The sequence below is a fragment of the uncultured Roseobacter sp. genome (assembly GCF_947501835.1).
In the GTDB taxonomy this organism is placed as follows: domain Bacteria; phylum Pseudomonadota; class Alphaproteobacteria; order Rhodobacterales; family Rhodobacteraceae; genus Roseobacter.
Genome location: NZ_CANMXR010000012.1, coordinates 40,519 through 66,241, shown reverse-complemented (window position 1 = coordinate 66,241; position 25,723 = coordinate 40,519). Strand labels below are relative to the sequence as shown.

Genomic DNA, 25,723 nt, shown 5'->3' with positions numbered 1-25,723 from the left:
CTAAAGAACCAAAGGATGAATACAATGGGCCTCAAGACACTTCTCGTTTGCCTGACAACAACCGCCCACGCGGAAACGCTGATGAAACTGGCCGTTCCCCTGGCGCGCAAGCACAATGCGCATCTGATCGGGCTACACACTGTCGAGGCTTTGGTGGTCTATCCCGGGATCGCAATTCACATTCCTGAACCTGCCTTTGCCGCCTTCAACGAAAGTCAGAAAAAGGAAGCCGAAGCGATCAAGGCAACCTTCGCCCAGCACACGGAGAACGAGGATTTTCAAAGCGAATTCCGTCTGGTGCGGGCCGAAGCCGTCTCCGCCAATGAGCGCATGGTCGAAAGTGCCCGTGCCGCCGATCTGGTGATCATGGCGCATGAAGACGACGAAGCAGACAGATACGATCAGCGCAAGGCACAAACGCAGGTCATTCGCGAAAGCGGGCGGCCGGTCATTGTTGTGCCACTGGGCTATGACGGACCGGCCATCGGGGCGAACCTCCTGCTCGGATGGAGCGATACGCGCGAAGCCGCTCGTGCGGCGCACGATCTGCTGGCCGTTGCTGATGAGGGCGCGCCCCTGACTGTGTTACGTGTCGGAGATGTGTCGCAAGATCCCATGGCGGATGCGGATGGGATCGATGTGGCAGAGATGTTCTCACGACATGGGCTGAAACCAACGCTGGAGCACCGCGAAACAGGGGGCGAAGGCATTGCAGCCGTGCTCAACCAGGTGGCGTTTGAGAAAGGGGCCGACCTGATCGTCACCGGTGCGTTTGGTCACTCGAAGGCCTATGATTTCGTGATCGGGGCGACGACCTATGCGCTGCTGCGCTATTCGCGATTGCCGGTGATGTTCAGCAAGTAGCCGCGGCTGACGGGACTGCGATATCGGACCAGATGGGCAGATGATCGGATGCCCGTCTGGCCAGATCACCTTGCTCCACACCGGCGTCACGCAGCTCTATCCCTTTGCTGAGCGCTATGCGGTCAAGCGCCGCCAGCGGCCGACGCGCGTGAAATGTTCGACCCGGCGCGTAGGTGTCAAATCTTCCCTGCAATGGCTCCAGCCCCCGGCGATGTGACCACTCGTTGAAATCCCCGGCGATCACGGTATGCGCGCTATCTCTTGATGCGTCACACAGCGTGCCCAGCTGGGCGCGACGGTCCCGGCGGCGCAGCCCTAGATGCGCGGCAATCATGCTGACGCCGGAACCGACATCCAGATCCACACGGACGGCCCCGCGCGGCTCCAACCCGGGAAAGGACAACCGCGCGACATTCAACACCTTTGTGGCATCGCGCACCAGAACGGCATTGCCGTGCCAGCCCAGGCTGACGCCATTTGTGCTGGCCTCTGCGATGGTGAAATCCGTTTCCGCCGCGATCAGCGCCCGGGGGATGGCCGGTTTGCGCATGCCCATCCGCCGGTCCGCTTCCTGCAGCACGACGATATCGGCATCCAGCTGGTTGATCACCTTCAGGGTTCTCTCCGGGCACCGCTTCTGGTCGAGGCCACGCGCCTTGCGAATATTGTAACTGGCGATGCGTATTACGGTTTCCGTCATCGTGCATATATAGGGATCGGGGAGCGGATTTTTAACGTCGGGGACGCAAGGTCATGATACGAGACCGGAAAAATTTCACACCAGTCATGCTGACCATCTGGGCCATGTTGCTGCTCGCAGTCTTTGTCGCTCTTGGCCTTGCGCGGTGGTCATTGGCTTTTGTCACCCTGGCAACACTGGCGCTGTCACTGGTGCCCCCGACGCTCGCCTCCCGGTGGTCGCTGACGCTGCCGGTGCCCTTCCTGCTCGCAACAACCGTCTTTTTCTTTGCCTCCATTTTCCTTGGGGAGGCGTTTGATTTCTACGAACGGCTGTGGTGGTGGGATCTGGCCTTGCACGCTTTCTCCGCCATTGGTTTTGGTCTGACCGGGTTCCTCTTTGTTTTCATGCTGTTTGAAGGCGACCGGTTTGCCGCCCCGCCCTCGGCCGTTGCATTCGTGACCTTTTGCGTTGCCATGATGATCGGCGCGGTCTGGGAAATCTTCGAGTATCTGATGGACCAGACTTTCGGCCTGAACATGCAGAAATCCGGGCTGGATGACACCATGGGCGATCTGATGATCAACGCCGTAGGCAGCGCCATTGCGAGCATCACCGGCTATCTCTACCTGCTGCGCAAACCCACCGGCTTGCTGGGCCGCAGCCTTGGGCAGTTCATCGAGCTTAACAAACGCCTCTATCGAAAATCCCGGGATCGCATGAAAAAATGATCTGAAACCGGGCGCGGGATTGATCAATCTCAATCGCTGTGCGCGGGTCTGACCCATCCTCCTCACAGGTTGAAACGGCAACCGTCGAGAGGATTTTCATGTGACCCTGACCTCGCAGAGCGATTCAACCGAACACCCGTCTATCGGCTGGTTCCCCACGGCCTATACGATCCTCTTTGCCCTGATCGGTGTCATGGCGGTGCTGACCTGGATTGTGCCTGCGGGCGAATATGAGCGCGCCGCCAACGCGCTTTTGGGAAAAGACGTGCCGGTGCCGGGCACCTATCAGTTGGTCGAAGCCGCACCGCAAAACCTCATCAGCGTGGTGATGGCCCCCATCGCCGGCTTTTATGACCCCGCGACCTATGAGGCCAATGCCATCGATGTCTCGCTCTTTGTCTTGATCGTTGGCGGGTTTCTCGGCGTTGTCACCGCGACCGGTGCCATTGATACCGGCATTTCCCTGGCCATGCGTAGGCTCGCCGGGCGCGAAAAATGGATGATCCCGATCATGATGGCGCTGTTTGCAGCGGGCGGAACGACCTATGGCATGGCCGAAGAAACGCTGGCCTTTTACCTGTTGCTGATCCCGATCATGATCGCGGCCGGATATGACGCGCTGACCGGTGTGGCGGTGATCATGCTGGGCGCCGGTGTGGGTGTGATCGGCTCCACGATCAATCCGTTTTCGACCGCAATCGCCTCTGATGCGGCGGGCGTTGCCTTCACCGAAGGCATCCTGCTGCGCTTTGCCATTCTCGGCCTGTCCTGGCTGGCTGCGGTCGTATTTGTGATGCGCTATGCCGAACGCGTCCGGCGCGACCCGTCGCGATCACTTGTTGCAGACATGAAAGCCGCGAATGAGGCGCATTTCCTGCAGCGCCGGGATACTGCCGCACCGGACAAGCTGACCGAGGTTCAGATCATTGTCCTTGTGCTCTTTGTGGCCACCTTCGCAACCATGATCTGGGGCGTGGCTTCGCAAGGATGGTGGATGGCGGAGATGTCGGCCCTGTTTCTGGGTGCGGCCATCGTGACCGGCACAGTGGCCTGGATGGGCGAAAAACCCGTGGTGAACGCCTTCATTGACGGCGCGCGCGATCTACTGGGCGTGGCCCTGATCATCGGCCTCGCGCGCGGCATCGTGATCATCATGCATCAGGGCCATATCACGGATACGTTTCTGCATACCTTTGAGGGCTGGATTTCGGGCATGTCCGAGGTCACCTTCATCACCGCCCTCTTTGGCATCGAGGCGTTGATGAGCTTTCTGGTGCCCTCGACCTCCGGCCTCGCCGTGCTCACGATGCCGATCCTGGCCCCGCTGTCGGATTTCGCCGGGGTCAGCCGTGACCTTGCCGTCACCGCCTTTCAGACGGCCATCGGGATCACGAACCTTGTGGCCCCCACCTATGCGGTTGTTGTTGGCGGGCTGGCCATCGGGCGGGTGCCCTACAACAAGTGGCTGCGGTTCATCTGGCCGCTTCTGATCATCCTGTCGCTCATTTCAACCGGACTGCTCAGCGCGGCGGTGCTGCTGTGATTGTCCCCCTTGGTGTCCACTCGGAGGTTGGAAAATTGCGCACCGTAATGGTGTCGCGGCCCGGTCTGGCGCATGAAAGGCTCACGCCCAGCAATTGCGACGCGCTACTCTTTGACGATGTGTTCTGGGTCGAAGAAGCGCGCAAAGATCACTTTACCCTCTGCGACAAGATGCGGGATCGCGACATCGAGGTGCTCGACCAGCACGATTTGCTGACCGATATTCTGAGCGACCTCGAAGCACGCCGCTGGCTGCTGGATCGCAAGATCACCGAAGATCATATTGGCGTCGGCATGCTGGATGATCTGCGTGCCTGGCTGGACGAGATGCCCGCGCTTGGGCTGACGCGGTTTCTGACCGGCGGCATCGCCGTGCATGAGCTGCCATTTGAGCCCACAAGTATGTTTGGCAGGTTTCTGGGCCCGGATGGTTTTGTCCTGCCGCCCCTGCCCAATCTCATCTTCACCCGTGACACCAGCAGCTGGATCTATGACGGCGTCACGCTGAATCCGATGCACTGGCCCGCGCGCCAGCAGGAGACCCTCATCGCCGCGGCCATCTACAGGTTCCATCCCCGTTTTGCCGGCAAGACAAACATCTGGTGGGGCAATCCCGATCAGGACTACGGGCCCGCCACCCTCGAAGGCGGCGATGTCATGCCCATCGGCAACAAATGCGTGCTGATCGGCATGGGGGAACGCACCACTCCGCAGGCGGTGGGCCAGCTGGCGGTATCGCTGTTCAAACATGGTGCGGCGGAGCAGGTCATCGCCTGCCAAATGCCCGCGTCCCGGGCCGCCATGCATCTCGATACGGTCTTCTCCTTCTGTGACCGCGATCTGGTGACCAGTTTCACCCGGGTGGCGGACAAGATCAGATGCTATGCCCTCTACCCCGACGACAAACGCGGCCTGCGCGTCAAGGAAGACCCGGGCAACATCTTCGATATGGTCGAAGAGGCACTGGGGCTCAAATCGCTGCGCACCATTGCAACCGGCGGCGATCGTTTCGAGCAGGAACGGGAACAGTGGGACGACGGCAACAACGTCGTCGCCTTGGAGCCCGGCGTGGTGCTGGCCTATGACCGCAACGTGCATACCAACACCCTGCTGCGCAAGGCCGGGGTCGAGGTTATCACCATTCGGGGCGCTGAACTGGGCCGGGGGCGCGGTGGTGGCCATTGCATGACCTGTCCCATCGCCCGCGATCCTGTGGAGTAGACCTATGGCGTATAACCTCAAAAACCGTTCGTTCCTGAGCCTGCGAGATTTCAGCGGCACGGAAATCCGGTTTCTGCTGAAGCTTGCCGCCGACCTGAAAGCCGCAAAATACGCCGGGACCGAACAACAGATGCTGAAGGGGCGCGAAATCGCGCTGATCTTCGAGAAAAACTCGACCCGCACCCGCGTTGGCTTCGAAGTGGCCGCCCATGATCAGGGGGCCCATGTCACCTATCTGGGCCCCACAGGCAGCCATATCGGCAAGAAGGAAAGCATCAAGGACACGGCGCGGGTTCTGGGGCGGATGTATGACGCCATCGAATACCGCGGCTTCGGTCAGGTGGTTGTCGAAACAATGGCGGAATGGTCCGGCGTACCGGTCTATAATGGTCTCACCGATGAATTCCACCCGACGCAGATCCTGGCGGATGTGCTGACCATGACCGAGCACGTCGACAAGCCGCTCGGCCAGATTGCATTCTGCTTTCTGGGGGACGCTGGCAACAACATGGGCGACAGCCTGTTGATCGGGGCTGCGAAACTGGGGATGGACGTGCGGCTCTGCGGACCTAAATCGCTCTGGCCGGAGAAAGCCATCGTCAACCTGGCACTGGCGGAGGCCAAGAGCACCGGCGCGCGCATTTTGCTGACCGAGGACGTGCAACAGGGTGTCAGCGAATGCGATGTTCTATATACCGACGTCTGGGTTTCCATGGGGGAGCCGGAAAGCGCCTGGGCCAACAGGATCAAGCTGTTGATGCCCTATCAGGTGACACCGGACGTCATGGCGATGACTGGCAACCCCCAGACAAAATTCATGCATTGTCTGCCGGCGTTTCATAATAGTGACACGGAGATCGGTGCACATATTCGCGAGGTCTTCGGTCTGGACGCGATGGAAGTGACCGAGGACGTGTTTGAAAGTGCCGCGTCCATCGTTTTTGATCAGGCTGAAAACCGCATGCACACGATCAAGGCGGTTCTCGTCGCAACTTTGGGGTCCTGAATGCGTATTGTTGTTGCTTTGGGCGGAAACGCCCTGTCCATCCGCGGTGAAACACTGACCGGCGACAGCCAGCGCGCCAGCATCCGCGTCGCCGCCAAAGCGCTGGCACAGCTTCTGGAGGCCGGGCACGAGGTGGTGATCACCCACGGGAACGGCCCGCAGGTCGGCTATCTGGCCTTGCAGGGTGCGGCCTTTCCGCTCGATGTGCTCGGGGCCGAAACGGATGGCATGATCGGCTATGTCCTGCAGCAGGAGTTGGACAATGCCTATAGGCCGGAGGCCAAATACGCGACATTGCTGACCCAGATCGAGGTTGACCCGGACGATCCCGCCTTTCAGGCCCCGACCAAATTCATCGGCGCCATCTACACCGAAGAGGAAGCCGCAGCACTCGGGGCGGAGCGAGGCTGGACCATTGGTCAGGATGGTGCGCATTTTCGCCGGACCGTGCCATCACCGCGCCCCAAACGCATTCTGGAAATCGACGTGATCCGGATCTTGCTGGGTCAGGGCGTGGTGATCATCTGCGCGGGCGGGGGCGGCATTCCGGTGGTTCAGAAGGATGATGGGACGATGATCGGCGTGGAGGCTGTGATCGACAAGGATCACGCCAGTGGGCTTCTGGCCCGCGATCTGGAGGCGGATGCATTTCTGATGCTGACAGATGTGAAAGGTGTCTTTACCGGTTGGGGCACGCCGGAGCAGGCCCTCATCACCCATGCAACCCCGGACCAAATGGCGGCATTCTCATTTCCGAACGGGTCGATGGGGCCAAAGGTTGATGCGGCCTGCGAATTCGCCAGGGCGACGGGAGGGTTTGCCGCCATTGGCAATCTGGCGGATACCATGCAGCTGATCGACGGGACCACCGGCACCCGGGTCAGTCTTGCAGAAGACGCCGAAACAGGCGCATCCGATCAATCAGCGGCGTATCAACGGGCCTGAAACCAGCTTCGCGATCAAAGCACGTTACTGCGTGCAAGCTCCCGCAGGATCTTCGCCCGTTCTTCGAGCAAATCCAGCACCATCGCCACCCCGGCGGTGTTGATCCCGTGGTCGCGGTTCAACCGCCGCGCCTTTTTCGCACGCACGATGCTGACGGAGCAGAATTGCCAGTTTTCAACCGATGATCCCTGGGGGGCCAGAACACCGTGTTCCACCAGATCAACCACCCAGGCTTCATCCGCCCGGCAAAAACGGCATAGATCCGCGAGGGAAAGGGTATCGACAAAGTCGTTGCGCAGGGTTGCCTTTTTCATCGCGCTATCCTCCGAGATGATCGCCAAGGGCAAAGGATATCTCGCTTGCCCTGTTCAGAGGCGGCACGTCTGGGCAGGCGCCGTATCCCCAACCCTGTCGCCGCTCAAGGCGCAGTTTGGCAACGCTTTCGGGTGCATCTGGGTCTGTCAGAAATCTACCAGCGCGCATATCGCCCGCGGCGCCATTGTCCGTCTTGAAGTTCATCGAGTCTTTTTCCGTGTTTTCACTGGCCGGAAAAATAGTCAAATTTAATGGGGTATTATTGATTCATGTCAGTCGACCACGCGCCGTCACAAATCCCACGAGCGGTTCGTCTCAGGACGCGGATGCCAGAGCCAAATCGCCAAAAATCGTCTGCCCATGATCTCGCAGATAGATGCGCAGCCACGGCGTGAACCGTTCCGGGGTCTCGTCCACCTGACGCTTGAGATCGGCAAAGCGAACCCATTCCACAGCCATGACCTCATCCGGATTGCACGTGACCGACAAATCGGCGTTGGCCTGTGCCACGTAAACATCGACGACTTCGTGCTCGGTCAATCCACCGCCGACGTCTGCACGATATTCTAGATGGTGGCGGTGTTCGGGCTGCACGCCAGTCACGCCGATCTCTTCGTTCAAGCGGCGTATGGCGCAGTCCAGCGGCGTCTCGTCCCACTCGGGATGCGTACAGCAGGTATTCGTCCAAAGCCCCGGCGTATGGTATTTACACATCGCACGCTGCTGCATCAGCACCGCGTCGCCATTGAGCACAAAGACCGACACCGCCTTGTGGCGCAGCCCCTTCAAGTGCGCCTCAAGCTTTTCCACCGGTGTCAATGTGCCGTCTACCCAGGCCGGGATCATGATCGTCATACGCGCGTCGGTGCCACAAGTCCGGTCAGATGTGCAAGGTTCTTGATGCCGATTTTCAGGTGCGCCATGGGCCGCGCTTTGACCAGCTTCTTGTTCATATAGGCCTCAAAGGTCAGCCGCTGCACGTCAATATCATGGCACAGGGACACAAACCGTTCGCGCCGTTCGTCGCTGCGGTAATAGGCGTTCTGCATCGAACCCAGCACGCGGAATACGGTTTTATGCTCTTTCATGAAGAGGCTGCGCGCCAGCCGCAGGTCCTTCACCCGACCCGAGGCCAGCGTTGCGGCACAGGCGGTGGCGGCCACACGCCCCCCCACCATCGCATAATAAATCCCCTCGCCTGACGAGGGTGCAACGACGCCGGCGGCATCGCCTGCCAGCACGACATCCTTGCCGTTGTCCCAGCGGTCAAGCGGTTTCAGTGGAATGGGGGCCCCTTCCCGACGCAGGGTCTCGCAATCGGTCAAACCGGCGCTGTCACGCAGCGCGGCGGTGGCCTGCTTGAGATCGACAGAAGAAATCTCAGTACCCATGCCGACACTCGCGCTGTCGCCGTGCGGGAAAATCCAGCCGTAAAAATCGGGCGAAATCTCCCCATCATAAATCACGTCACAGCGCTTGGGGTCATAGACCTCGGACTTCGGCGGGGCCTTGATGATCTCGTGATAGGCCAGCACGTAAGGGATTGTATCGCCGCCGGGCACTTCCGCGCGCCCCACTTTGGAGCGCGCGCCATCCGCACCGATCACCAGCTTGCAGGCCAGGGCATGCTCGGACCCGTCCACCTTGTCGCGGTAAATCACCGATGGCCCCTGCGCATCCCGTTCGATCCGCACGAAGGTGCCTGTGATGTAATCCGCACCAGCCGCCGCCGCCCGGGACCGCAGGAAGGGGTCAAAATCCTTGCGGTCCACCATACCGACAAAGCCGTTTTCAATCGGAATATCCACATGACGCCCAGTGGGCGAAATCATCCGCGCGGTGTTCACCTTGGCCAGCAGTTGATCCTCGGTGATGTGGAAATCCTGCATCAGGCGGGGGGGGATCGCGCCGCCGCAGGGTTTGATCCGCCCTTCCCGGTCCAGCAGCGCCACCTTGTGGCCCGACTGCACCAGATCAAGTGCTGCTGTGGCCCCCGAGGGGCCGCCGCCAACGACAACGACATCATACATGGCTCATTCTCCCGGAACCAAAGACCCGTTCGGCACGGCGGGGCGTTCCATCACCCGCAGTGCCATATATGCAGCCGCCACAAAGAGCGCTGCCTCGATCAGAAATACCGTGCCGAAGGCTGTGGCGTCGGTGCCCATGACCGCCGCCCGCATCACGTCAACCAATGCGGCCCCCAGCAACCCGCCAAACCCGGCGGCCAGCGCTTGTGCGGCACCCCAAAGGCCCATCCGGGTCCCCTCGCGCGCCTCGCGGCCCTGCCCGGCCAGTGCCATCATCGATCCGATGGCGGCGACGGCAAAGACGCCGTTGAAAAATCCAAGGCCCACAACGGCGGGCATCAGCGGCGCGCCCACGCCGATCTGGCCCATCAGCGTCAACCCGACCAGCATCGCAGCAGACCCGATGCAGCCGCCGATCACCCAAGCGCGCAGGCTGCCCAGTTTGAAACCGGTGCACATGATGCCAACCAGCACCATGCCCAGAAAGACACCCCCGTTTTGCGCGCCCGAAAGCGAAGTGGATTGACCGGGCGTGAAGCCAAAGACCAGACCCGCATAGGGTTCCAGGATCAGCTCCTGCATGAAGTAAGCGGTCATCGACAGAAAAACGAACAGGGTGAAATTGCGCGCCTTGCGTTCGGCCCAGACCTCGGCCAGCCCCTCGCGGAAGGGCATCGGTGTGGCTACCGGTGCCGCCTCCACCCGCGCTTCAATGCCCCAGACTGCTAGACAGGTCAGCAGGAAGGCACCCCCCGTCACCACGGCCACGATCTTCAAAAGCAAGCTCACCGAATAGGGGTCAAGCTGCGCGCCAACCACGCCCGCTGTGACAGCAATACCCGCGATCATCATCAGCCAGGTGATGGTTGCCGCAGCCGCCCGGCGTGCGGGCGCCGTCGCTGTTGCAAGCAGCGCCAGAAGCGATGTGCCCGACGCGCCGACCCCCAGACCAATGAGCGCATAAGCAACGACCGAGAGCAGCAGACCAAGGGCAAACTGAGCCTCCATCACCGCGACACCATAGGCGGCCAGCATCGCCCCAAGGGCCAGCGCCGCCATACCACGGATGATCCAGCGGGTACGATTGCCGCCGGTGTCGGACAGAAACCCCCAGTTCGGGCGGGTGATCTGGATGCCGTAATGCAGCGCCACCAGCAGGCCGGGCAGCACCGCGGGTAAGGCCAGTTCCACCACCATCAGGCGGTTCAGGGTCGAGGTAGTCAGCACCACAATCGCCCCGAGGCACATCTGCACCAATCCCAGCCTGACAATCGCGATCCAGCTGAGCCTCATAGTGCACCCCCCAGGCTGCGCACGGCGAAGGCCGTGATCATCATGCCGCTGACATAGAGCAAGACGCCGGTGCCGTTGTACCAGGGCGCCTTGGCCTTGGGATCCTTGAACATCACGGTCATGGCCCAGAACTGCGCGCAAAGCAAAGCGGCAACACCCAGGGCGTGCAGGGGCTTGTCCCAGAAGAGCAACAGCGCCACGACAATGACCTGCGGCACCGCAATGACGGTGCAGGCCACCTTGGCCGCGCGCTCGGGGCCAAGCGTCACTGGCAGGGATTGCACGCCGGTTTGCCGGTCGCCTTCAAGGGCCTTGAAATCATTCAGCGTCATGATGCCATGCGCGCCAATGCCATAGAGCAGCGCAACAGTGATCACGTAAATCGACGGTGCGCCCGCGCTCAACACCGCAGCGCCGGTAAACCAGGGCAGGCTTTCATAGCTCAGACCAACCAGCCCCGGCCCCCAGATGCCCGACCGTTTGAGCCGCACCGGCTCTGCGGAATAGGCCCAGGCCGCCAGCACGCCCACGACGGTGGCGCCAAAACCCCAAGGGCCCAATTGCCAGCCGACAAAAAGGGACAGAACGGACATCGCCAAAGCGATCCACAAACCCCACTTGCCCGGGATACGCCCGGAGGGGATTGGACGGTCCGGTTCATTGATGGCGTCCACATGCCGGTCGCACCAGTCATTGGCCGCTTGGCTCATGCCGCAGACGATGGGCCCAGCGAGGACAACACCTAAAATAACGACGCCCCAGTGACCGGCGGGCGCGACACCTGAGGAAATCACGCCACAGATATAGGCCCACATTGGCGGGAACCATGTGATGGGTTTGATGAGTCGCAGCGCTGCTGCTGGTTCAGGATAACGGCGCGACTGTATGACCTGAGTGACAGACATGTGTAAACTATGGCTGACACTTTGAGTCGGCGCAAGAGGGACCGAAAGGCTACGCAGACAGATTTAGCCGTTTTTGCTGAGCAACCCGTATTTGCGGAGTTTCACGTAGAGGCTTTGCCGGGACAGCCCCAACATCTCGGCCGCCGCCACGCGGTTGTTGCCGGTCAGTTCGACTGCGGTTTCGATGCACATCTTCTCAACCACATCCGTGGTTTCAGCCACGATATCCTTGAGCGAGGCCGACCCGACAAGATCCATCACATTGCGCGCGGATTCAGGGGCCATGGGGCTGGGAACACTGGACTGCGGACGGGCGGCTTCGACGCGGCTGACATCGCGGATCACACAGCCGATCACAACGTCATTGGCCTCTTCCAGATGGGTCGCCGAAATCTCGACCGTCAGACGCGCGCCCAGATCATTGATCAACTTGGTCGCGTAGATGCGCATCTGCCCGCCCTTTTTCGGGTGATCCGTCAAAACGCTCAGGTCGATCTGACCGCGCCCAAGAAAATCGGCAAAACTGCGCCCGACCACATCAGACAGATGGGCAGCACCAATGACATCCAGGAAGCTTTCATTCACCGAGGTGATGACGCCCTTGCCGGTCATGAAGATCATTGCATCACTGCCCGTGCGGAACAGATCCAGCGCCTGGGCCGCCGCGACATCGGGCGACTTCTCTGTCCCCTCGTCGCTGGCAATACGGCAAAGCAGAACGCGCTGACCGCCCGCGCGGAACACCACCGGCTTGACAACAAGCGTCTGGCGGCCCCGGCTGGCCTTCAAGGTCACGCGCCCGCCCTCTTCGGACAAGGTCGCGTTCATCAGGCTCTCGGTCAGTTCCACGTTGGAGCGATCCGCGAAGTGCTGTGCAAAACTGCTGCCCTTCAACGACTCCAGCTTGACGCCAAGCAGATTTGCAGCCGCCTCATTGGCATCATCTACCCGGCCAGACCGGACAGAGACAAAAACGGTCGCCTCATCGGAATTGGCCAGCAGCACGCGAAAGCGCGCATCAAATTCCCGCCGCGCTTCATAGCCCTGCTCCAGCGCAATCTGCGCCTGCACCAATTGTTGCTGCGTCTCCGCGATGGGTCGCAGATCGCGGCCCAGCAACAGCGCGGCATTTTCCTGCCCGAAACGGTGGAACGTATAGCGCACGGGATATTGCCAGACGGCATTGTCGCTGTGGTTCAGCTCCAGTGGTTTGCGCGGCACCTCGCCCGCCATATAGGCTTCATGGGCGGTCTCGAATTTCGGCACACATTCACGCGTCAGAAAGTCGACGACCGGGCGCCCTTCCCAATGCTTGAGATTGCCGAAAGAGTCGCTCTGCGCGTTCAGAACAACGGAAAGGATGATACCCTCGGCGGAAACGACAAGCGCGATGTCCGAGGCAGCCCCGATGATACTGCTCAAGAACTCCGGCTCTATCAAGGGAACAGCGCCGCTGCTCCAGAACGTATTTCCGTCGGTTGTCATAATCGGGAGAGCGCATGTGCGCGTTTTGAACAGAACGCAACGGCGTCCTTCGCAGTACCAGTCACTATGTCAACGCCCGTACGTTCCTTCAAATCGTCGGTATCCAACATCACCGCGCCGCCCAAAGCGATCATCGGCCCCATTGGCACCTGCCGGATTACTTGCACCGTCTCCTTGATGGTTTCAAGGGTCTCGCGGCGCGAACAGGAGATCAACACCATATCGGGTTGCTCTTCGATCACCCGGGCACTGAGCGCGTCCAGGCATTCATCAAAGGAAACCGACACCTCGCAGCCCATGCGGCGCAGTTGGGCCGCCACGACGCTCACACCCAGAAAATGCTGCTCCCCGCGCGGCAGAACCACAATGGCGCGCAGGCGTGCATCATTGGTGACAAGCTCTAGCCGTGACTGTGCGGAAGCTTCCTCCAGCAATGCCTGCAACCGCAAGGCCCCAACTGTGACATCGGCAAAGGTAATGTCATCATCGACCCAGCTTTGACCCAGGCAGCAGGCCGCGCGCGGAATATAGAGGTCTATGACGGCATCAACGGTCAGACGATGGCCGCGCAGCTCTTCAAACAGCTGCGCCGGATCACAGTCACCAGGTGTCAGAATGGCGCGAACCAGATGATCCAGCACGAATTGGCGAACCCCATCGCTGCAGACAACCTGACGCTCGCGCAATGCCGAGATGACGCGGGTCGCAAAAACGCCCACTTCATTTGGCCGGCTCTGTTGCAGGCCTCGCGTGTCTGACTGGTCATCTTGCGACATAGTACCACCTGAGCGAACAGTATAATTTGGATTTGAAAGAGCAAAAGCCCAATTGAAGTCGCTATTGGCATCAAATCTCTGCCCTGAACACCATAATGTCAAATCAAATTGACATTTTCACCTTGGATTTGGGCCATAAATATAGGGTAAATCCAGCTATTTCGTTAAGATTTAAAGGCCTATACGCATATTTGTGCCGAAAGACCGTCTGAGCGATGTGTAAATCAGACGCGTCACATGTGTAAGTTATAGTTGACACTTTTCCGACAAAAAAGCTACCGTTGAGGGTAGAAAACGGGAGAGGTGATCCGCGCGATGCAAAGCCACAAGGCTCCAAAATCCGCACCGGCAGGTCTGTACACGGCAGAAGAGCGCATACGGCGTGATGAGACGGTTTGGACGGTGATCCAGGGCATCCTGGCGCCGCTTCAGTTTGTCGTTTTTCTGGTCTCTCTTGTGCTTGTATTGCGGTATCTCTGGAGCGGTTTGGGCTATGAGGCCGCGACCCTCTCGATCGTGCTGAAAACCGCCGTTCTTTACCTGATCATGATCACCGGCGCGATTTGGGAAAAAATCGTTTTCGGTCAATACCTTTTCGCCCCCGCATTCTTCTGGGAAGACGTGTTTTCCTTTGCCGTGATCGCGCTGCACACCGGCTACCTCTGGGCGCTGTTCACGGACGCGCTGCCCCCCGTATCGCTCATGTTCTTGGCGCTCGCGGCCTACGCCGCCTACGTCATCAATGCAGCACAGTTTTTGCTGAAGCTGCGGGCGGCCAGATTGCAGGCACAATCCGACCTTAACCGGCCGCAGGAGGCGAGCGCATGACCGAACTGCCACGCCTCGCCGCCTCTGGCGGATGTCGCGAAGAACCGATTCTGAAGCAGCGGGGCCAGCGTGAGGTTTTTTGTGGCCTGACAGGAATCATCTGGCTGCATCGCAAGATGCAGGACGCGTTTTTTCTCGTTGTGGGCAGCAGAACCTGCGCCCACTTGCTGCAATCCGCCGCCGGTGTGATGATTTTCGCCGAACCGCGCTTTGGCACAGCGATTCTCGAAGAAACCGACCTTGCAGGCCTCGCCGATGCGCAGACCGAGCTTGATAAGGTGGTGGATCAGCTGCTGGCCCGCCGTACCGATATCAACCAGCTTTTCCTTGTCGGCTCCTGCCCCTCGGAGGTGATCAAGCTGGATCTTGCCCGCGCCGCGGAGCGGATGACCGAGAAATATGCACCTTCCGTGCGGGTGCTGAATTTCTCCGGGTCCGGCATCGAGACAACCTTCACCCAGGGCGAAGACGCCTGTCTGGCTTCCATGGTCCCGGTGCTGCCCAAGACGGAAACGCGACAGTTGCTGCTCGTCGGGGCGCTGCCTGATGTGGTCGAGGAACAGGCGGTTTCCCTGCTCTCAGAGATGGGCATCGGCCCGATCAAGGTACTGCCGGCCCCCCGCGCCGATACCGATCTGGGGGTTGGCGACAACACCGTTTTCGCCCTCACGCAACCCTTCCTCGGGGATACCCACGCCGCGCTTGAAAGCCGGGGCGCCCGCCACCTGGCCGCACCCTTCCCCTTCGGTGAAGAAGGCACAACGGCCTGGCTGCGCGTGATCGCCGATGAATTCGGTGTGGATGCGGAGACCTTCGACAGGGTGACAGCGGCCCCCCGCGCACGGGCCCGCAAGGCCATTGCGCAGGCCTCAGAAGCGCTGCGCGGCAAGTCGATCTTTTTCTTCCCCGACAGCCAGCTGGAAATCCCGCTCGCCCGTTTCCTGACCCGCGAATGCGGGATGGAGGCGTTGGAGGTTGGCGCGCCCTTCATTCACAAGGGCATCGTTGGCCCCGATCTCGATATGCTGGCCCAGGGACCCACCCTTTCCGAAGGGCAGGACGTTGATCTGCAGCTTGACCGTTGCCGGAACGCCCGCCCCGATCTGACGGTCTGCGGCCTTGGTCTTGCCAATCCGCTGGAAGCGGACGGGCTGGCCACGAAATGGGCCATCGAGCTGGTGTTCACGCCCGTGCACTTCTACGAACAGGCTGGTGATCTCGCCGGGCTTTTCTCCCGCCCGGTGCGCCGCGCGGACCTCCTGAAGCTGGAGGCCAGTGCATGAAGCTGACGGTCTGGACATATGAAGGCCCGCCGCATGTTGGCGCGATGCGCGTGGCCACCGGCATGAAAGGTCTGCACTACGTTTTGCACGCGCCGCAGGGCGATACCTATGCCGATCTGCTCTTTACCATGATCGAACGGCGCGACCACCGCCCGCCCGTCACCTATACGACCTTTCAGGCGCGCGATCTGGGATCTGACACAGCCAACCTCTTCAAAACTTCGCTGCAGGATGCCTATGCCCGGTTCGAACCCGAAGCCCTGATTGTCGGTGCCTCCTGCACCGCAGAACTCATTCAGGACGACCCGGGTGGCATGGCCGAAACCATGGACATCCCCGTGCCTGTCATCCCGCTGGAACTGCCGAGCTACCAGCGCAAGGAGAACTTCGGCGCGGATGAGACCTTTTTCCAGATCGTGCGGGCGCTGGCCAAACCGATGGACCGCACGGCGCAGATCAGCTGCAATCTGATCGGGCCGACCGCTCTGGGGTTCCGGCATCGCGATGACATCACCGAAATCACCTCGCTGCTCTCCGATATGGGCATCAGCGTGAATGTGGTGGCCCCGATGACGTCCTCGCCATCTGACATTGCCCGGATGGGAGCTGCACATTTCAACGTTTTGATGTACCCCGAGACCGCTGAATCTGCGGCCCGATGGATGGAACGGGAGCTGGATCAACCCTACACCAAGATCGTGCCCATCGGGGTCGGCGCCACCCGCGATTTCGTGCGCGAGGTGGCTGAGATCACCGGCGTGAAACCCTATCTGGATGACAGCCGCCTGCGTCTGCCCTGGTATTCGAAATCCGTGGACAGCACCTATCTGACCGGCAAACGCGTGTTCCTTTTCGGCGACGGCACACATGTGGCCGCCGCTGCCCGCATCGCGCGGGATGAGATGGGTTTCGAAGTGGTGGGCATGGGCTGTTACAACCGCGAAATGGCCCGACCGATCCGTGCGTTGGCCAAGGAATATGGCGTCGAAGCCACGATCACCGACGACTACCTCGAGGTCGAGCGCGTGATCGAAGCGCTGCAACCCGAGATGATCCTCGGCACCCAGATGGAGCGCCATATCGGCAAGCGTCTTGGCATTCCCTGTGCCGTCATCTCCGCCCCCGTACACGTGCAGGACTTCCCGGCGCGCTATTCGCCGCAGATGGGGATCGAAGGCGCCAATGTGATCTTTGACACCTGGGTGCATCCGCTGGTCATGGGACTGGAAGAGCATCTGCTGCACATGTTCCGCGATGATTTCGAATTCCACGATGCGGCGGGACCGTCACACCACGGTGGCCATGCGCCGAAACCGGATGTGGCGGGGGGGCCAGCCCCCCAGGCTGCGCCTTCCCCCCGGGATATTTCCGGCCAAGAGAATGCAACACCGACATCGAACGTGATCTGGCTGGACGATGCGGAACGGGAGCTGAAGAAGATCCCCTTCTTCGTGCGCGGCAAGGCGCGCCGGAATACCGAGGCCTTTGCCACGGAACGCGGCGTATCCGAGATCAGCATCGACACGCTTTACGAGGCAAAGGCCCATTATGCGCGATGACCGGGGCATAAACGGGCGTCTGCCCGGGTATCGCGTCGTGATCCTGACGCTGGACAGCCATGCGGCGGGTCCGGCGATGCGCGCGATGGACCGGCTGAGCACGGATTATCCCGGGCTGTCGCTGTCGATCCATGCGGCGGCAGAATGGGGTGAGACGCCGGGCGCCTTCGAAGCGGCAAAAGAAGCGGTGGAGACCGGGGATATCATCATTGCCAACCTGCTCTTTCTCGAAGAACATATTTCGCGCATCCTGCCCAGCCTGCAAGGCCGTCGTGACCATTGCGATGCGATGATCGGCGTGATTGCCGATGCGGCGATTGTGAAGCTGACCCGGATGGGCGCGCTCGACATGATGGCACCGCAATCCGGCACCATGAAGCTGATGAAGCGGTTGCGCGGGTCGTCCAAACCGTCGAGTTCGTCGGGCGCGCAGAAGATGGCGCTGCTGCGCCGCCTGCCGAAAATCCTCAAGTATATCCCGGGCAAGAGCCAGGACCTGCGGGCATGGTTCTTGACCATGCAATACTGGCTGGGTGGGTCAGACGACAACGTCGAGGCGATGGTGCGTTTTCTGCTGGGGCGCTACGCAAAAGACGCCGGTTGGAAAGCGGCGCCTGATGCGGCAGCGCCCATCGAATACCCGGATGCGGGTCTCTACCATCCCGACCTGCCCGGGCGCATCACCACGGATGCCACCGCCGTTCCGGCCCCAAAGGCCGCGCAGTTGACGGTTGGGTTGCTGATGATGCGCTCTTACGTGCTGTCCTCTGATACGGCCCATTATGACGCGGTGATCCGGGGTTTCGAGGCGCGGGGTATCCGCGTTCTGGCCGCCTTTGCCGGAGGTCTGGACGGGCGCCCGGCGATTGATGCCTATTTCCGCGACGCACAGGGCGTGAAGATTGACGCGCTGGTGTCGCTGACGGGGTTCTCACTGGTTGGCGGCCCGGCCTACAATGACAACGTGGCGGCGATTGACGTGCTCAAAGCGCTGGACGTGCCCTACATCGCCGCGCACCCGCTGGAATTCCAAACGCTCGACCAGTGGTCGGCTTCCGCGCAAGGGCTGGGACCGATCGAGACCACCATGCTAATCGCACTGCCCGAGCTCGACGGGGCCACGACGCCCACCGTCTTTGCCGGGCGCCACGGTCAGAACGGATGCCACGGTTGTAATCGGAGTTGCGATTGCACCGAGCAGGCCAAGGCGATGGCCCCCTGCCCGGAGCGGGTTGAGGCTTTGGTTGCGCGCACGGAACGTCAGGCCAAACTGCGTCGGTCGGAAACCTTTGATCGCACGGTCGGGATCGTGCTTTTTGGCTTCCCGCCCAATGCGGGGGCTGCTGGCACTGCCGCTTATCTCAGTGTTTTTGAAAGTCTTTTCAATACGTTAAACCGTTTGAAGGCTGAAGGATACGATGTTGAAGTCCCGGCTTCTGTCGACGCTCTGCGGGCCGAGGTTCTGGAAGGTACCGCCGCGCAATACGGGCAGGAAGCAAATGTGGCGGCCCATGTCAGCGCCGATGAAATAGTCGCAAACACCCCCTGGCTGAACGAGATCGAAGCGCAATGGGGTCCCGCGCCGGGCCGTGTGCAATCGGACGGGCGTGGTGTTTTTGTCCTTGGCAAGCAGTTCGGCAAGGTCTTTGTCGGGCTGCAGCCCGGGTTTGGCTATGAAGGCGACCCGATGCGGTTGCTCTTTGAGCGCGGCTTTGCACCGACGCATGCTTTTGCGAGCTTCTATCTCTGGTTGAAAAACACGTTGAAGGCCGATGTGCTGCTGCATTTCGGGATGCATGGCGCGCTGGAATTCATGCCCGGCAAGCAGGCGGGACCGTCAGGCGCGGATTGGCCGGACCGGCTGATCGGCGACATGCCGAACGTCTATCTTTATGCGGCCAACAACCCGTCTGAAGCGACGCTGGCCAAGCGGCGCAGCAATGCGGTGACCATCAGCCACCTGACGCCGCCGCTGGCGACGGCGGGGCTTTACAAAGGACTTGCGGAGCTCAAGGACAGCCTGACCCGCTGGCGCAGCACGGCACCCGACGCGGTCGAACGCGACGAGTTGGAAGCGCTGATCGCTGAGCAGGCCGCCGCCGTCGATATGGACGGGGTGCCTGCCGAGAAACTCTGGATCAAGCTGCTGGAAACTGAGGACGCGCTGATCCCCGAGGGCCTGCATGTGGTGGGCGAGCGGCTCAGCGATGCGGAACGGGCCGAGTATCTGCGCATTCTGCCGGATGTGGATGAGGAGACGCGGGCACGCGTTGATCACCTGTTGCAGCAGGAAACCGAGCTTGACGCGCTGATGGCAGCGCTCGCCGGGCATTTCACGGCGCCTGTGGCGGGCGGTGATCTGATCCGGTCGCCTGAAATCCTGCCCACGGGCCGCAATATCCACGCTTTTGATCCCTTCCGGATGCCCACGGCCTTTGCCTGTCAGGACGGCGCAAAGCAGGCACAACTGCTGCTGGAGACACATGACAGCCTGCCGCGCACGGTGGCGCTGGTGCTCTGGGGCAGCGACAACATCAAATCCGACGGCGGCCCGATTGCGCAGGCGCTGGCATTGATGGGGTGCACTCCGCGCTTTGACAGCTTCGGGCGGATTTCCGGCGCTGATCTCATTCCGCTGGAAGACCTCGGGCGCCCGCGCATTGACGTGATCATGACCCTCTCGGGCATCTTCCGCGATCTGCTGCCCTTGCAGACGCGCATGCTAGCCGAAGCAGCGCTGAAGTGCGCCACAGCGGAGGAGCCGCTGGAGCAGAATTACATCCGCGCCCACGCGCTGGCCTACGCAGAGAAAACCGGCTGCGCGATGGAAGAGGCCGCCCTGCGCGTCTTCTCCAACGCCGAAGGGGCTTATGGCTCGAACGTGAACGGGCTGGTGGACAGCTCGGCCTTTGGCGATGAGGACGAATTGGCCGATGCCTATGAAGCGCGCAAGAGTTTTGCCTATGGCACCGACGGTAAGGCAGCGGCCAATGCGGCATTGCTGCAATCGACCCTCGCGGAAGTGGATGTGGCCTATCAGAACCTGGAATCGGTTGAGTTGGGGGTCACCACGGTTGATCACTACTTCGACACGCTTGGCGGGATCGCCCGCGCGGTGAAACGCGCCAAAGGGTCGGATGCCGCCGTTTATATCGGGGATCAGACCCGCGGCGCGGGCAAGGTCCGCACGCTGAAAGATCAGGTCGCGCTGGAGACCCGCGCGCGCAGCCTCAATCCGAAGTTCTTTGAGGGGCTGTTGAAGCACGGGCCCGAAGGCGTGCGCCAGATCGAGGCGCATGTGACCAATACTCTGGGCTGGTCCGCCACCACCGGGCAGGTGGACGATTGGGTCTACCAGCGGATTTCAGAAACCTTCGTGCTGGATGCCGAGATGCGCCAGCGGCTTGCCGATCTGAACCCCACCGCTTCCAGCCGCATGGCCAACCGTCTGCTGGAAGCCCACGACCGCAATTACTGGTCCCCGGATGCCGAAACGCTGGCCGCGCTGCAAGACGCGGCTGACGCGCTGGAGGACCAACTCGAAGGGATCGCTGCGCAATGAGCGATTCTTGGAAAATCAACCGTCGGAGCCTCCGGCGGGGATATTTTAAGCCAGAAGAAGCAGGGGGTGTGCGCCCCTTTGAAAGGACATGGACATGAGCCCACTGGATAGAACACCGCCCAACCTGCGGGGTCAGGATGGCGAAGGGTCGGTGCAGGTGCATCAGGACGAAAGCGCCAAGATCGAGGGCGCCAAGGTCTTTTCCGTCTATGGCAAGGGCGGGATCGGCAAATCGACGACCTCTTCCAACCTGTCGGCGGCGTTCTCGATGCTGGGCAAGCGGGTGTTGCAGATCGGGTGTGACCCGAAGCATGACAGCACGTTCACCCTTACAGGTTCGCTGGTGCCGACGGTGATCGATATTCTCAAGGAGGTGGATTTCCACCCCGAAGAACTGCGGGCGGAGGATTTCGTGTTCGACGGGTTCAACGGTGTGAAATGCGTCGAGGCGGGGGGACCGCCCGCAGGAACCGGCTGTGGTGGCTATGTGGTTGGCCAGACGGTCAAGCTGCTAAAACAGCATCATCTGCTGGAAGACACCGATGTGGTGATCTTCGACGTGCTGGGCGATGTGGTTTGCGGGGGATTTGCAGCTCCGTTGCAGCATGCCGACCGGGCGCTGATCGTCACGGCCAATGATTTCGACAGCATCTATGCGATGAACCGGATCATCGCCGCCGTGCAGGCGAAATCGGCCAACTATAAGGTACGTCTGGCGGGCTGCGTGGCCAACCGGTCCCGCGAAACTGACGAGGTCGACCGCTATTGCAAGACCGTGGGCTTCAACCGGATCGCGCATATGCCGGATCTGGATGCGATCCGCCGGTCCCGCCTGAAGAAGAAGACGCTCTTCGAGATGCCGGATGATGAGGAGATCGTGCAGGTGCGCAAGGAATACATCCGCCTCGCAGAAACGCTGTGGAACGGTACTGAGCCGCTGGCCCCTGCCCCGCTGCCGGACCGCGATATCTTTGAGCTGCTGGGATTTGATTGATGCGCGACCTCGTTCCCTTCCCGTCACAGCCCGCTGCGCCCGAGCCCGCCACAAAGGCGCGGCCCGGCTATGATGCGACACGTGACCGGGTAGAGACCTATTTTGACAAGACCGCGACCAAGACCTGGGAGCGGTTGACCTCGGACGCGCCGGTGTCGAAAATCCGCGAAACCGTGCGACGCGGGCGCGACCAGATGCGCGCGCTGATGCTGAGCCGGTTGCCAGCGGACCTCTCCGGCCAGCGGGTGCTGGATGCGGGCTGCGGTGCCGGGCAAATGACCGCGGAATTGGCCGCGCGGGGGGCCGAGGTGACGGCCATCGACATCTCACCACAGCTGGTGGACATCGCAGAGCTGCGCCTGCCGCCGGAGTATCGCAAACAGGTGATCTTCACCTCGGGTGATATGCTGAGCGCCTCGCTGGGCCGCTTCGATCACGTGGTCGCGATGGACAGCCTGATCTACTACGATGCAGCCGACATCGGCACGGCGCTGGCCGGGTTGGAAAAACGCACCAACCGCACGATTGTCTTTACCGTCGCCCCGCGCACACGGATGCTGATGGCGATGTGGTATGCGGGCAAGCTCTTCCCGCGGTCGGATCGCAGCCCGGTCATGGTCCCGCACGCACATCAACCGCTGGCGCAGGCCGCCAGAGCGCAGGGCGTGCGCGGCTTGGTCCGCCCGGTGGAGCGGGTCTCCTCCGGATTTTACATCTCTCAGGCGATGGAGGTGCGGGCATGAAGGGCAGCGTCGCCCCTCGGCTGAAGCAACTGTCGATGAACGCGCTGCCGTTTTCTGACGTCGCGAGTGCTGATCTGCCGTTGGGCCAACTGCTGCGCCTGTCGCTGTTTCAAATCTCGGTTGGCATGGCCGCGGTACTGCTGCTGGGTACGCTCAACCGGGTGATGATTGTCGAATTGAGCGTCGCGGCGATGATCGTCGCCGTGATGATCGCCCTGCCAGTTCTGATTGCCCCGTTCCGCACGTTGCTGGGGTTCCGCTCGGATACCTACCGCTCTGCCATCGGGTGGAAACGCGTGCCCTACATCTGGTTCGGCTCGCTGTGGCAGTTCGGGGGGCTGGCGATCATGCCGTCCGCGCTGCTGGTGCTGGGCGGTGATGTCTACATCGAAGTGCCCTTTGCAGGCGAAGTGCTCGCCGCGCTCGCCTTCCTGATGACCGGACTGGGCATGCATATGACCCAAACGGCGGGTCTGGCGCTGGCTTCCGACCGGGCAACGGATGAAACGCGGCCCCGGGTCGTGGCGCTGCTCTATGTCATGTTCCTGGTGGGCATGGGCATCTCCTCCCTGATCATCGGGTTTCTGCTGCGCGATTTCACCTCGATCAAGCTCATTCAGGTGGTGCAGGCCACCGCTGTGGTCACCATCGTGCTGAACCTGATCGCCCTCTGGAAGCAGGAGAGCCTGCAACCGATGAGCCGCGAAGAGCGCGCAGCCCCGCGCCCCAAATTCTCCGATGCCTGGACCGATTTCATCAGCGGCGGACAGGCCGGGCGCCTGCTGGCCTGCATCTTTGTCGGCACCATGGCCTTCAACATGCAGGATGTGCTGCTGGAGCCCTACGGCGGAGAAATCCTTGGATTATCAGTATCTTCCACGACCCTACTGACCGCCATGTGGTCGCTGGGCGCGCTGGCGGGCTTTGCGCTGGCGGGCAAACGTCTGGCCGCAGGGTCCAATTCCTTCCGGCTTGCAGGCGCGGGTATTCTGGCGGGCATCTGGGCCTTCTCCATCGTCATTTTCGCGGCCCCGATGAACTCGCCCGAGCTCTTTTTCGCGGGCGCAGGGCTCATTGGCTTTGGCGGCGGGCTCTTTGCCGTTGCCACGCTGACCGCCTGCATGACCCTGCCCGAAACCGGGACCTCGGGGCGCGGATTGGCGCTCGGGGCCTGGGGGGCCGCACAGGCGACAGCCGCAGGGCTCTCTATCGCCATCGGTGGGTCATTGCGTGACTGGATTGATTCCATCGCCATGTCCGGCGTCCTGGGCGAAGGTCTGGTGTCCCCCGCGACCGGCTATTCCTTTGTGTACCACGTCGAGATCGGCCTTTTGTTCGTCACCCTCGTGATCCTGGGACCGCTTGTCCGCCGCAGCGGCCCCCTGACCCAACCAGAACCCGCGCAACGCCCCCTGGGCCTTGCCGATTTCCCAACATGACCCCGTTTCAGGAGGAAAAAACATGACTGGAACATTCTTTGGCGAATTTGATCTGGCGAGCCTGTCGCTCTGGCTCTTTTACATCTTCTTCGCGATCCTGATCATCTGGATCCAGCGTGAAAACATGCGCGAAGGCTATCCTCTGGAAGACGATGAGGGCAACAAGTCGTCCAACCCCAGCATGTGGCCCCTGCCCGAGGACAAGACCTTCAAACTGCCGCACGGACGCGGTGAGGTGACCGTACCCAGCGGACAGGCGCCCGAACGCGAGGATATTGCGCTGAAACGGACCGGTCCCGGCAATGGCTACCCGCTGGAGCCCACCGGCGATCCGATGCTGGATGGGGTCGGCCCCGCGTCCTGGGCGCCGCGCAAGGATCATCCTGAACTCGACGGCCACGGTCATCCGAAGATTGTGCCGATGTCCGGCGCCGAAGGTTTTCACGTCGCTGCCGGGCGCGATCCGCGCGGATTGCCGGTTGTTGCCGGGGACGGGGAGATCGTCGGTAAGATCGTCGACATGTGGCTGGATGAGCCGGAGCAGCTCGTCCGCTATCTGGAAATGGAACTTGATAGCAAATGGGGGTCCGGCAATCGTCTGATGCCAATCACTTTTGCCAAGATCAAATCCAACCGGGTCGCGGTGCACGCGCTTTATGGCAAGCACTTCGCCACGATCCCGACGATTGCCAGCCCGCGTCAGGTGACCCTGCTCGAGGAAGACAAGATCTCCGGCTACTATGGCGGCGGCAAGCTCTTTGCCGGTGACCGCGCCGAGCCCAAGCTCTGAACCACGTTGAACCGCGCCTGGGGCTTGCCTAGCCCCGCGCGCTGACCGAAACCGCATCAAGGAGATACTCGCCATGTCTCATACGCCATCACCGCCCACCCATGGGCACGACGATTTCGAGATCGAACCCATCGAGGGGCTGCCCGAAGAGCCGCCCAAGGGGGAGCAGATTCTCTGGCAGGGTCGTCCCGACTGGTGGGCGCTGAGCATCGAATCCCTGAACCTCAAATGGGTTGCCGGGTACTTCGCCCTGCTGGCGATCTGGCGTTTTACGTCGGTGGTGGATCTGCTGCCGATGGGTCAGGCGATTGGCTCTGCCGTGCCCTTCCTGCTGCTGGGGGTCGTGGTCTGCGGCCTGCTGATGCTGGTGGCCTATGTTCAGGCGCGCGCCACCATGTACACGGTCACCGATGCCCGCGTGGTGATGCGCATCGGCGCCGCCCTCACGGTCACGCTGAACCTGCCCTACACCCAGGTCAGCAATGCGATGCTCGATCTGCGCAAGCGTGGCACCGGCACCATCGCGCTGGAAACCATGGGAGAGACCCGGCTCAGCTATCTGGTCTGCTGGCCCCATGTCCGCCCCTGGCACATCAAACGCACACAGCCCGCCTTGCGCTGCATTCCGGAGGCTGAAAAGGTCGCCGCCCTGCTGGCCGAAGCCGCAGAGGCACGCATCGCCGTGCCGAAAGTGGCGCGGGTCCTGCCCCAAACGGCCGTTGCGGCGGAGTAG

Annotated in this window: 23 protein-coding genes; 15 read left to right on the top strand and 8 right to left on the bottom strand. The window is 61.4% G+C overall.

The window, feature by feature from the left end; translation table 11 throughout:
* Positions 1-24 precede the first annotated feature (24 nt).
* Entirely contained in the window at positions 25-864 is an 840-nt protein-coding gene (locus Q1A20_RS21115; protein WP_299410106.1) for a universal stress protein, read from the top strand.
* Here Q1A20_RS21115 and Q1A20_RS21110 read toward each other — a convergent pair.
* Positions 854-1,564 (bottom strand): endonuclease/exonuclease/phosphatase family protein, encoded by a 711-nt coding sequence (locus Q1A20_RS21110; protein WP_299410105.1) that lies wholly within the window; start codon positions 1,562-1,564, stop codon positions 854-856. The genes Q1A20_RS21115 and Q1A20_RS21110 overlap by 11 nt on opposite strands.
* A 53-nt stretch (positions 1,565-1,617) precedes the next feature.
* Here Q1A20_RS21110 and Q1A20_RS21105 point away from each other — a divergent pair, with 53 nt between their 5' ends.
* The 5 genes from Q1A20_RS21105 to Q1A20_RS21085 all read left to right on the top strand — a co-directional run bounded on the left by Q1A20_RS21105 (position 1,618) and on the right by Q1A20_RS21085 (position 6,988).
* Positions 1,618-2,274 (top strand): hypothetical protein, encoded by a 657-nt coding sequence (locus Q1A20_RS21105; RefSeq protein WP_299918556.1) that lies wholly within the window; start codon positions 1,618-1,620, stop codon positions 2,272-2,274.
* Positions 2,275-2,374: 100 nt separating this feature from the next.
* Positions 2,375-3,817, top strand: a complete 1,443-nt coding sequence (locus Q1A20_RS21100) for a YfcC family protein (RefSeq protein ID WP_299918554.1) — start codon at positions 2,375-2,377, stop codon at positions 3,815-3,817.
* Positions 3,814-5,037, top strand: coding sequence for an arginine deiminase (locus tag Q1A20_RS21095; protein WP_299740178.1), 1,224 nt, complete (start codon positions 3,814-3,816; stop codon positions 5,035-5,037). The genes Q1A20_RS21100 and Q1A20_RS21095 overlap by 4 nt, the downstream gene beginning before the upstream one ends.
* Positions 5,038-5,041: 4 nt before the next feature.
* Positions 5,042-6,043 carry an ornithine carbamoyltransferase gene (gene argF / locus Q1A20_RS21090; RefSeq protein ID WP_299918552.1) on the top strand — a complete coding sequence of 334 codons (1,002 nt, stop codon included), beginning with the start codon at positions 5,042-5,044 and terminating at the stop codon, positions 6,041-6,043.
* Positions 6,044-6,988: a carbamate kinase gene (locus Q1A20_RS21085; protein ID WP_299918550.1), complete on the top strand. Its 945-nt coding sequence runs from the start codon at positions 6,044-6,046 to the stop codon at positions 6,986-6,988.
* 14 nt (positions 6,989-7,002) lie between these two features.
* On the opposite strand, the gene Q1A20_RS21080 is transcribed toward Q1A20_RS21085, so the two are convergent.
* The 7 genes from Q1A20_RS21080 to Q1A20_RS21050 all read right to left on the bottom strand — a co-directional run bounded on the left by Q1A20_RS21080 (position 7,003) and on the right by Q1A20_RS21050 (position 13,792).
* A complete protein-coding gene (locus Q1A20_RS21080; RefSeq protein ID WP_298975356.1) occupies positions 7,003-7,302 on the bottom strand; it encodes a chaperone modulator CbpM in 300 nt (99 codons plus the stop codon).
* A gap of 316 nt (positions 7,303-7,618) precedes the next feature.
* Positions 7,619-8,158, bottom strand: a complete 540-nt coding sequence (idi, locus tag Q1A20_RS21075) for an isopentenyl-diphosphate Delta-isomerase (RefSeq protein WP_299918547.1) — start codon at positions 8,156-8,158, stop codon at positions 7,619-7,621.
* Positions 8,155-9,333: a geranylgeranyl diphosphate reductase gene (locus Q1A20_RS21070; protein ID WP_299918545.1), complete on the bottom strand. Its 1,179-nt coding sequence runs from the start codon at positions 9,331-9,333 to the stop codon at positions 8,155-8,157. Before Q1A20_RS21070 ends, idi begins: the two co-directional genes overlap by 4 nt.
* A 3-nt stretch (positions 9,334-9,336) precedes the next feature.
* The gene (locus tag Q1A20_RS21065) at positions 9,337-10,626 is read right to left on the bottom strand and encodes a BCD family MFS transporter (protein ID WP_299918542.1); all 1,290 of its coding nucleotides are present in this window, start codon (positions 10,624-10,626) and stop codon (positions 9,337-9,339) included.
* Positions 10,623-11,531, bottom strand: coding sequence for a chlorophyll synthase ChlG (chlG, locus tag Q1A20_RS21060; protein ID WP_299918539.1), 909 nt, complete (start codon positions 11,529-11,531; stop codon positions 10,623-10,625). The genes Q1A20_RS21065 and chlG overlap by 4 nt, the downstream gene beginning before the upstream one ends.
* Positions 11,532-11,594: 63 nt before the next feature.
* Positions 11,595-12,953: a transcriptional regulator PpsR gene (gene ppsR, locus Q1A20_RS21055; RefSeq protein ID WP_299854991.1), complete on the bottom strand. Its 1,359-nt coding sequence runs from the start codon at positions 12,951-12,953 to the stop codon at positions 11,595-11,597.
* 59 nt (positions 12,954-13,012) lie between these two features.
* Positions 13,013-13,792 (bottom strand): B12-binding domain-containing protein, encoded by a 780-nt coding sequence (locus tag Q1A20_RS21050; RefSeq protein ID WP_299410091.1) that lies wholly within the window; start codon positions 13,790-13,792, stop codon positions 13,013-13,015.
* Between the two features lie 315 nt (positions 13,793-14,107).
* On the opposite strand from Q1A20_RS21050, the gene bchF reads away from it, so the two are divergent.
* The 9 genes from bchF to puhB all read left to right on the top strand — a co-directional run bounded on the left by bchF (position 14,108) and on the right by puhB (position 25,723).
* Positions 14,108-14,620: a 2-vinyl bacteriochlorophyllide hydratase gene (gene bchF, locus Q1A20_RS21045; RefSeq protein WP_299918536.1), complete on the top strand. Its 513-nt coding sequence runs from the start codon at positions 14,108-14,110 to the stop codon at positions 14,618-14,620.
* On the top strand, positions 14,617-15,903 hold the full coding sequence (locus Q1A20_RS21040) for a ferredoxin:protochlorophyllide reductase (ATP-dependent) subunit N (RefSeq protein WP_299410088.1): 1,287 nt from the start codon (positions 14,617-14,619) through the stop codon (positions 15,901-15,903). Before bchF ends, Q1A20_RS21040 begins: the two co-directional genes overlap by 4 nt.
* The gene (bchB, locus tag Q1A20_RS21035) at positions 15,900-17,462 is read left to right on the top strand and encodes a ferredoxin:protochlorophyllide reductase (ATP-dependent) subunit B (RefSeq protein WP_299918534.1); all 1,563 of its coding nucleotides are present in this window, start codon (positions 15,900-15,902) and stop codon (positions 17,460-17,462) included. The genes Q1A20_RS21040 and bchB overlap by 4 nt, the downstream gene beginning before the upstream one ends.
* Positions 17,452-21,024 carry a magnesium chelatase subunit H gene (locus Q1A20_RS21030; RefSeq protein WP_299918532.1) on the top strand — a complete coding sequence of 1,191 codons (3,573 nt, stop codon included), beginning with the start codon at positions 17,452-17,454 and terminating at the stop codon, positions 21,022-21,024. The genes bchB and Q1A20_RS21030 overlap by 11 nt, the downstream gene beginning before the upstream one ends.
* A gap of 94 nt (positions 21,025-21,118) precedes the next feature.
* Positions 21,119-22,018: a ferredoxin:protochlorophyllide reductase (ATP-dependent) iron-sulfur ATP-binding protein gene (bchL, locus tag Q1A20_RS21025; RefSeq protein ID WP_298975341.1), complete on the top strand. Its 900-nt coding sequence runs from the start codon at positions 21,119-21,121 to the stop codon at positions 22,016-22,018.
* A complete protein-coding gene (gene bchM, locus Q1A20_RS21020) occupies positions 22,018-22,761 on the top strand; it encodes a magnesium protoporphyrin IX methyltransferase (RefSeq protein WP_299410083.1) in 744 nt (247 codons plus the stop codon). The genes bchL and bchM overlap by 1 nt, the downstream gene beginning before the upstream one ends.
* Positions 22,758-24,200, top strand: a complete 1,443-nt coding sequence (locus Q1A20_RS21015) for a PucC family protein (protein WP_299410082.1) — start codon at positions 22,758-22,760, stop codon at positions 24,198-24,200. The genes bchM and Q1A20_RS21015 overlap by 4 nt, the downstream gene beginning before the upstream one ends.
* Positions 24,201-24,222: 22 nt before the next feature.
* Positions 24,223-24,990, top strand: a complete 768-nt coding sequence (gene puhA, locus Q1A20_RS21010; protein WP_298975335.1) for a photosynthetic reaction center subunit H — start codon at positions 24,223-24,225, stop codon at positions 24,988-24,990.
* 73 nt (positions 24,991-25,063) lie between these two features.
* Positions 25,064-25,723 carry a photosynthetic complex putative assembly protein PuhB gene (gene puhB / locus Q1A20_RS21005; RefSeq protein ID WP_299410081.1) on the top strand — a complete coding sequence of 220 codons (660 nt, stop codon included), beginning with the start codon at positions 25,064-25,066 and terminating at the stop codon, positions 25,721-25,723.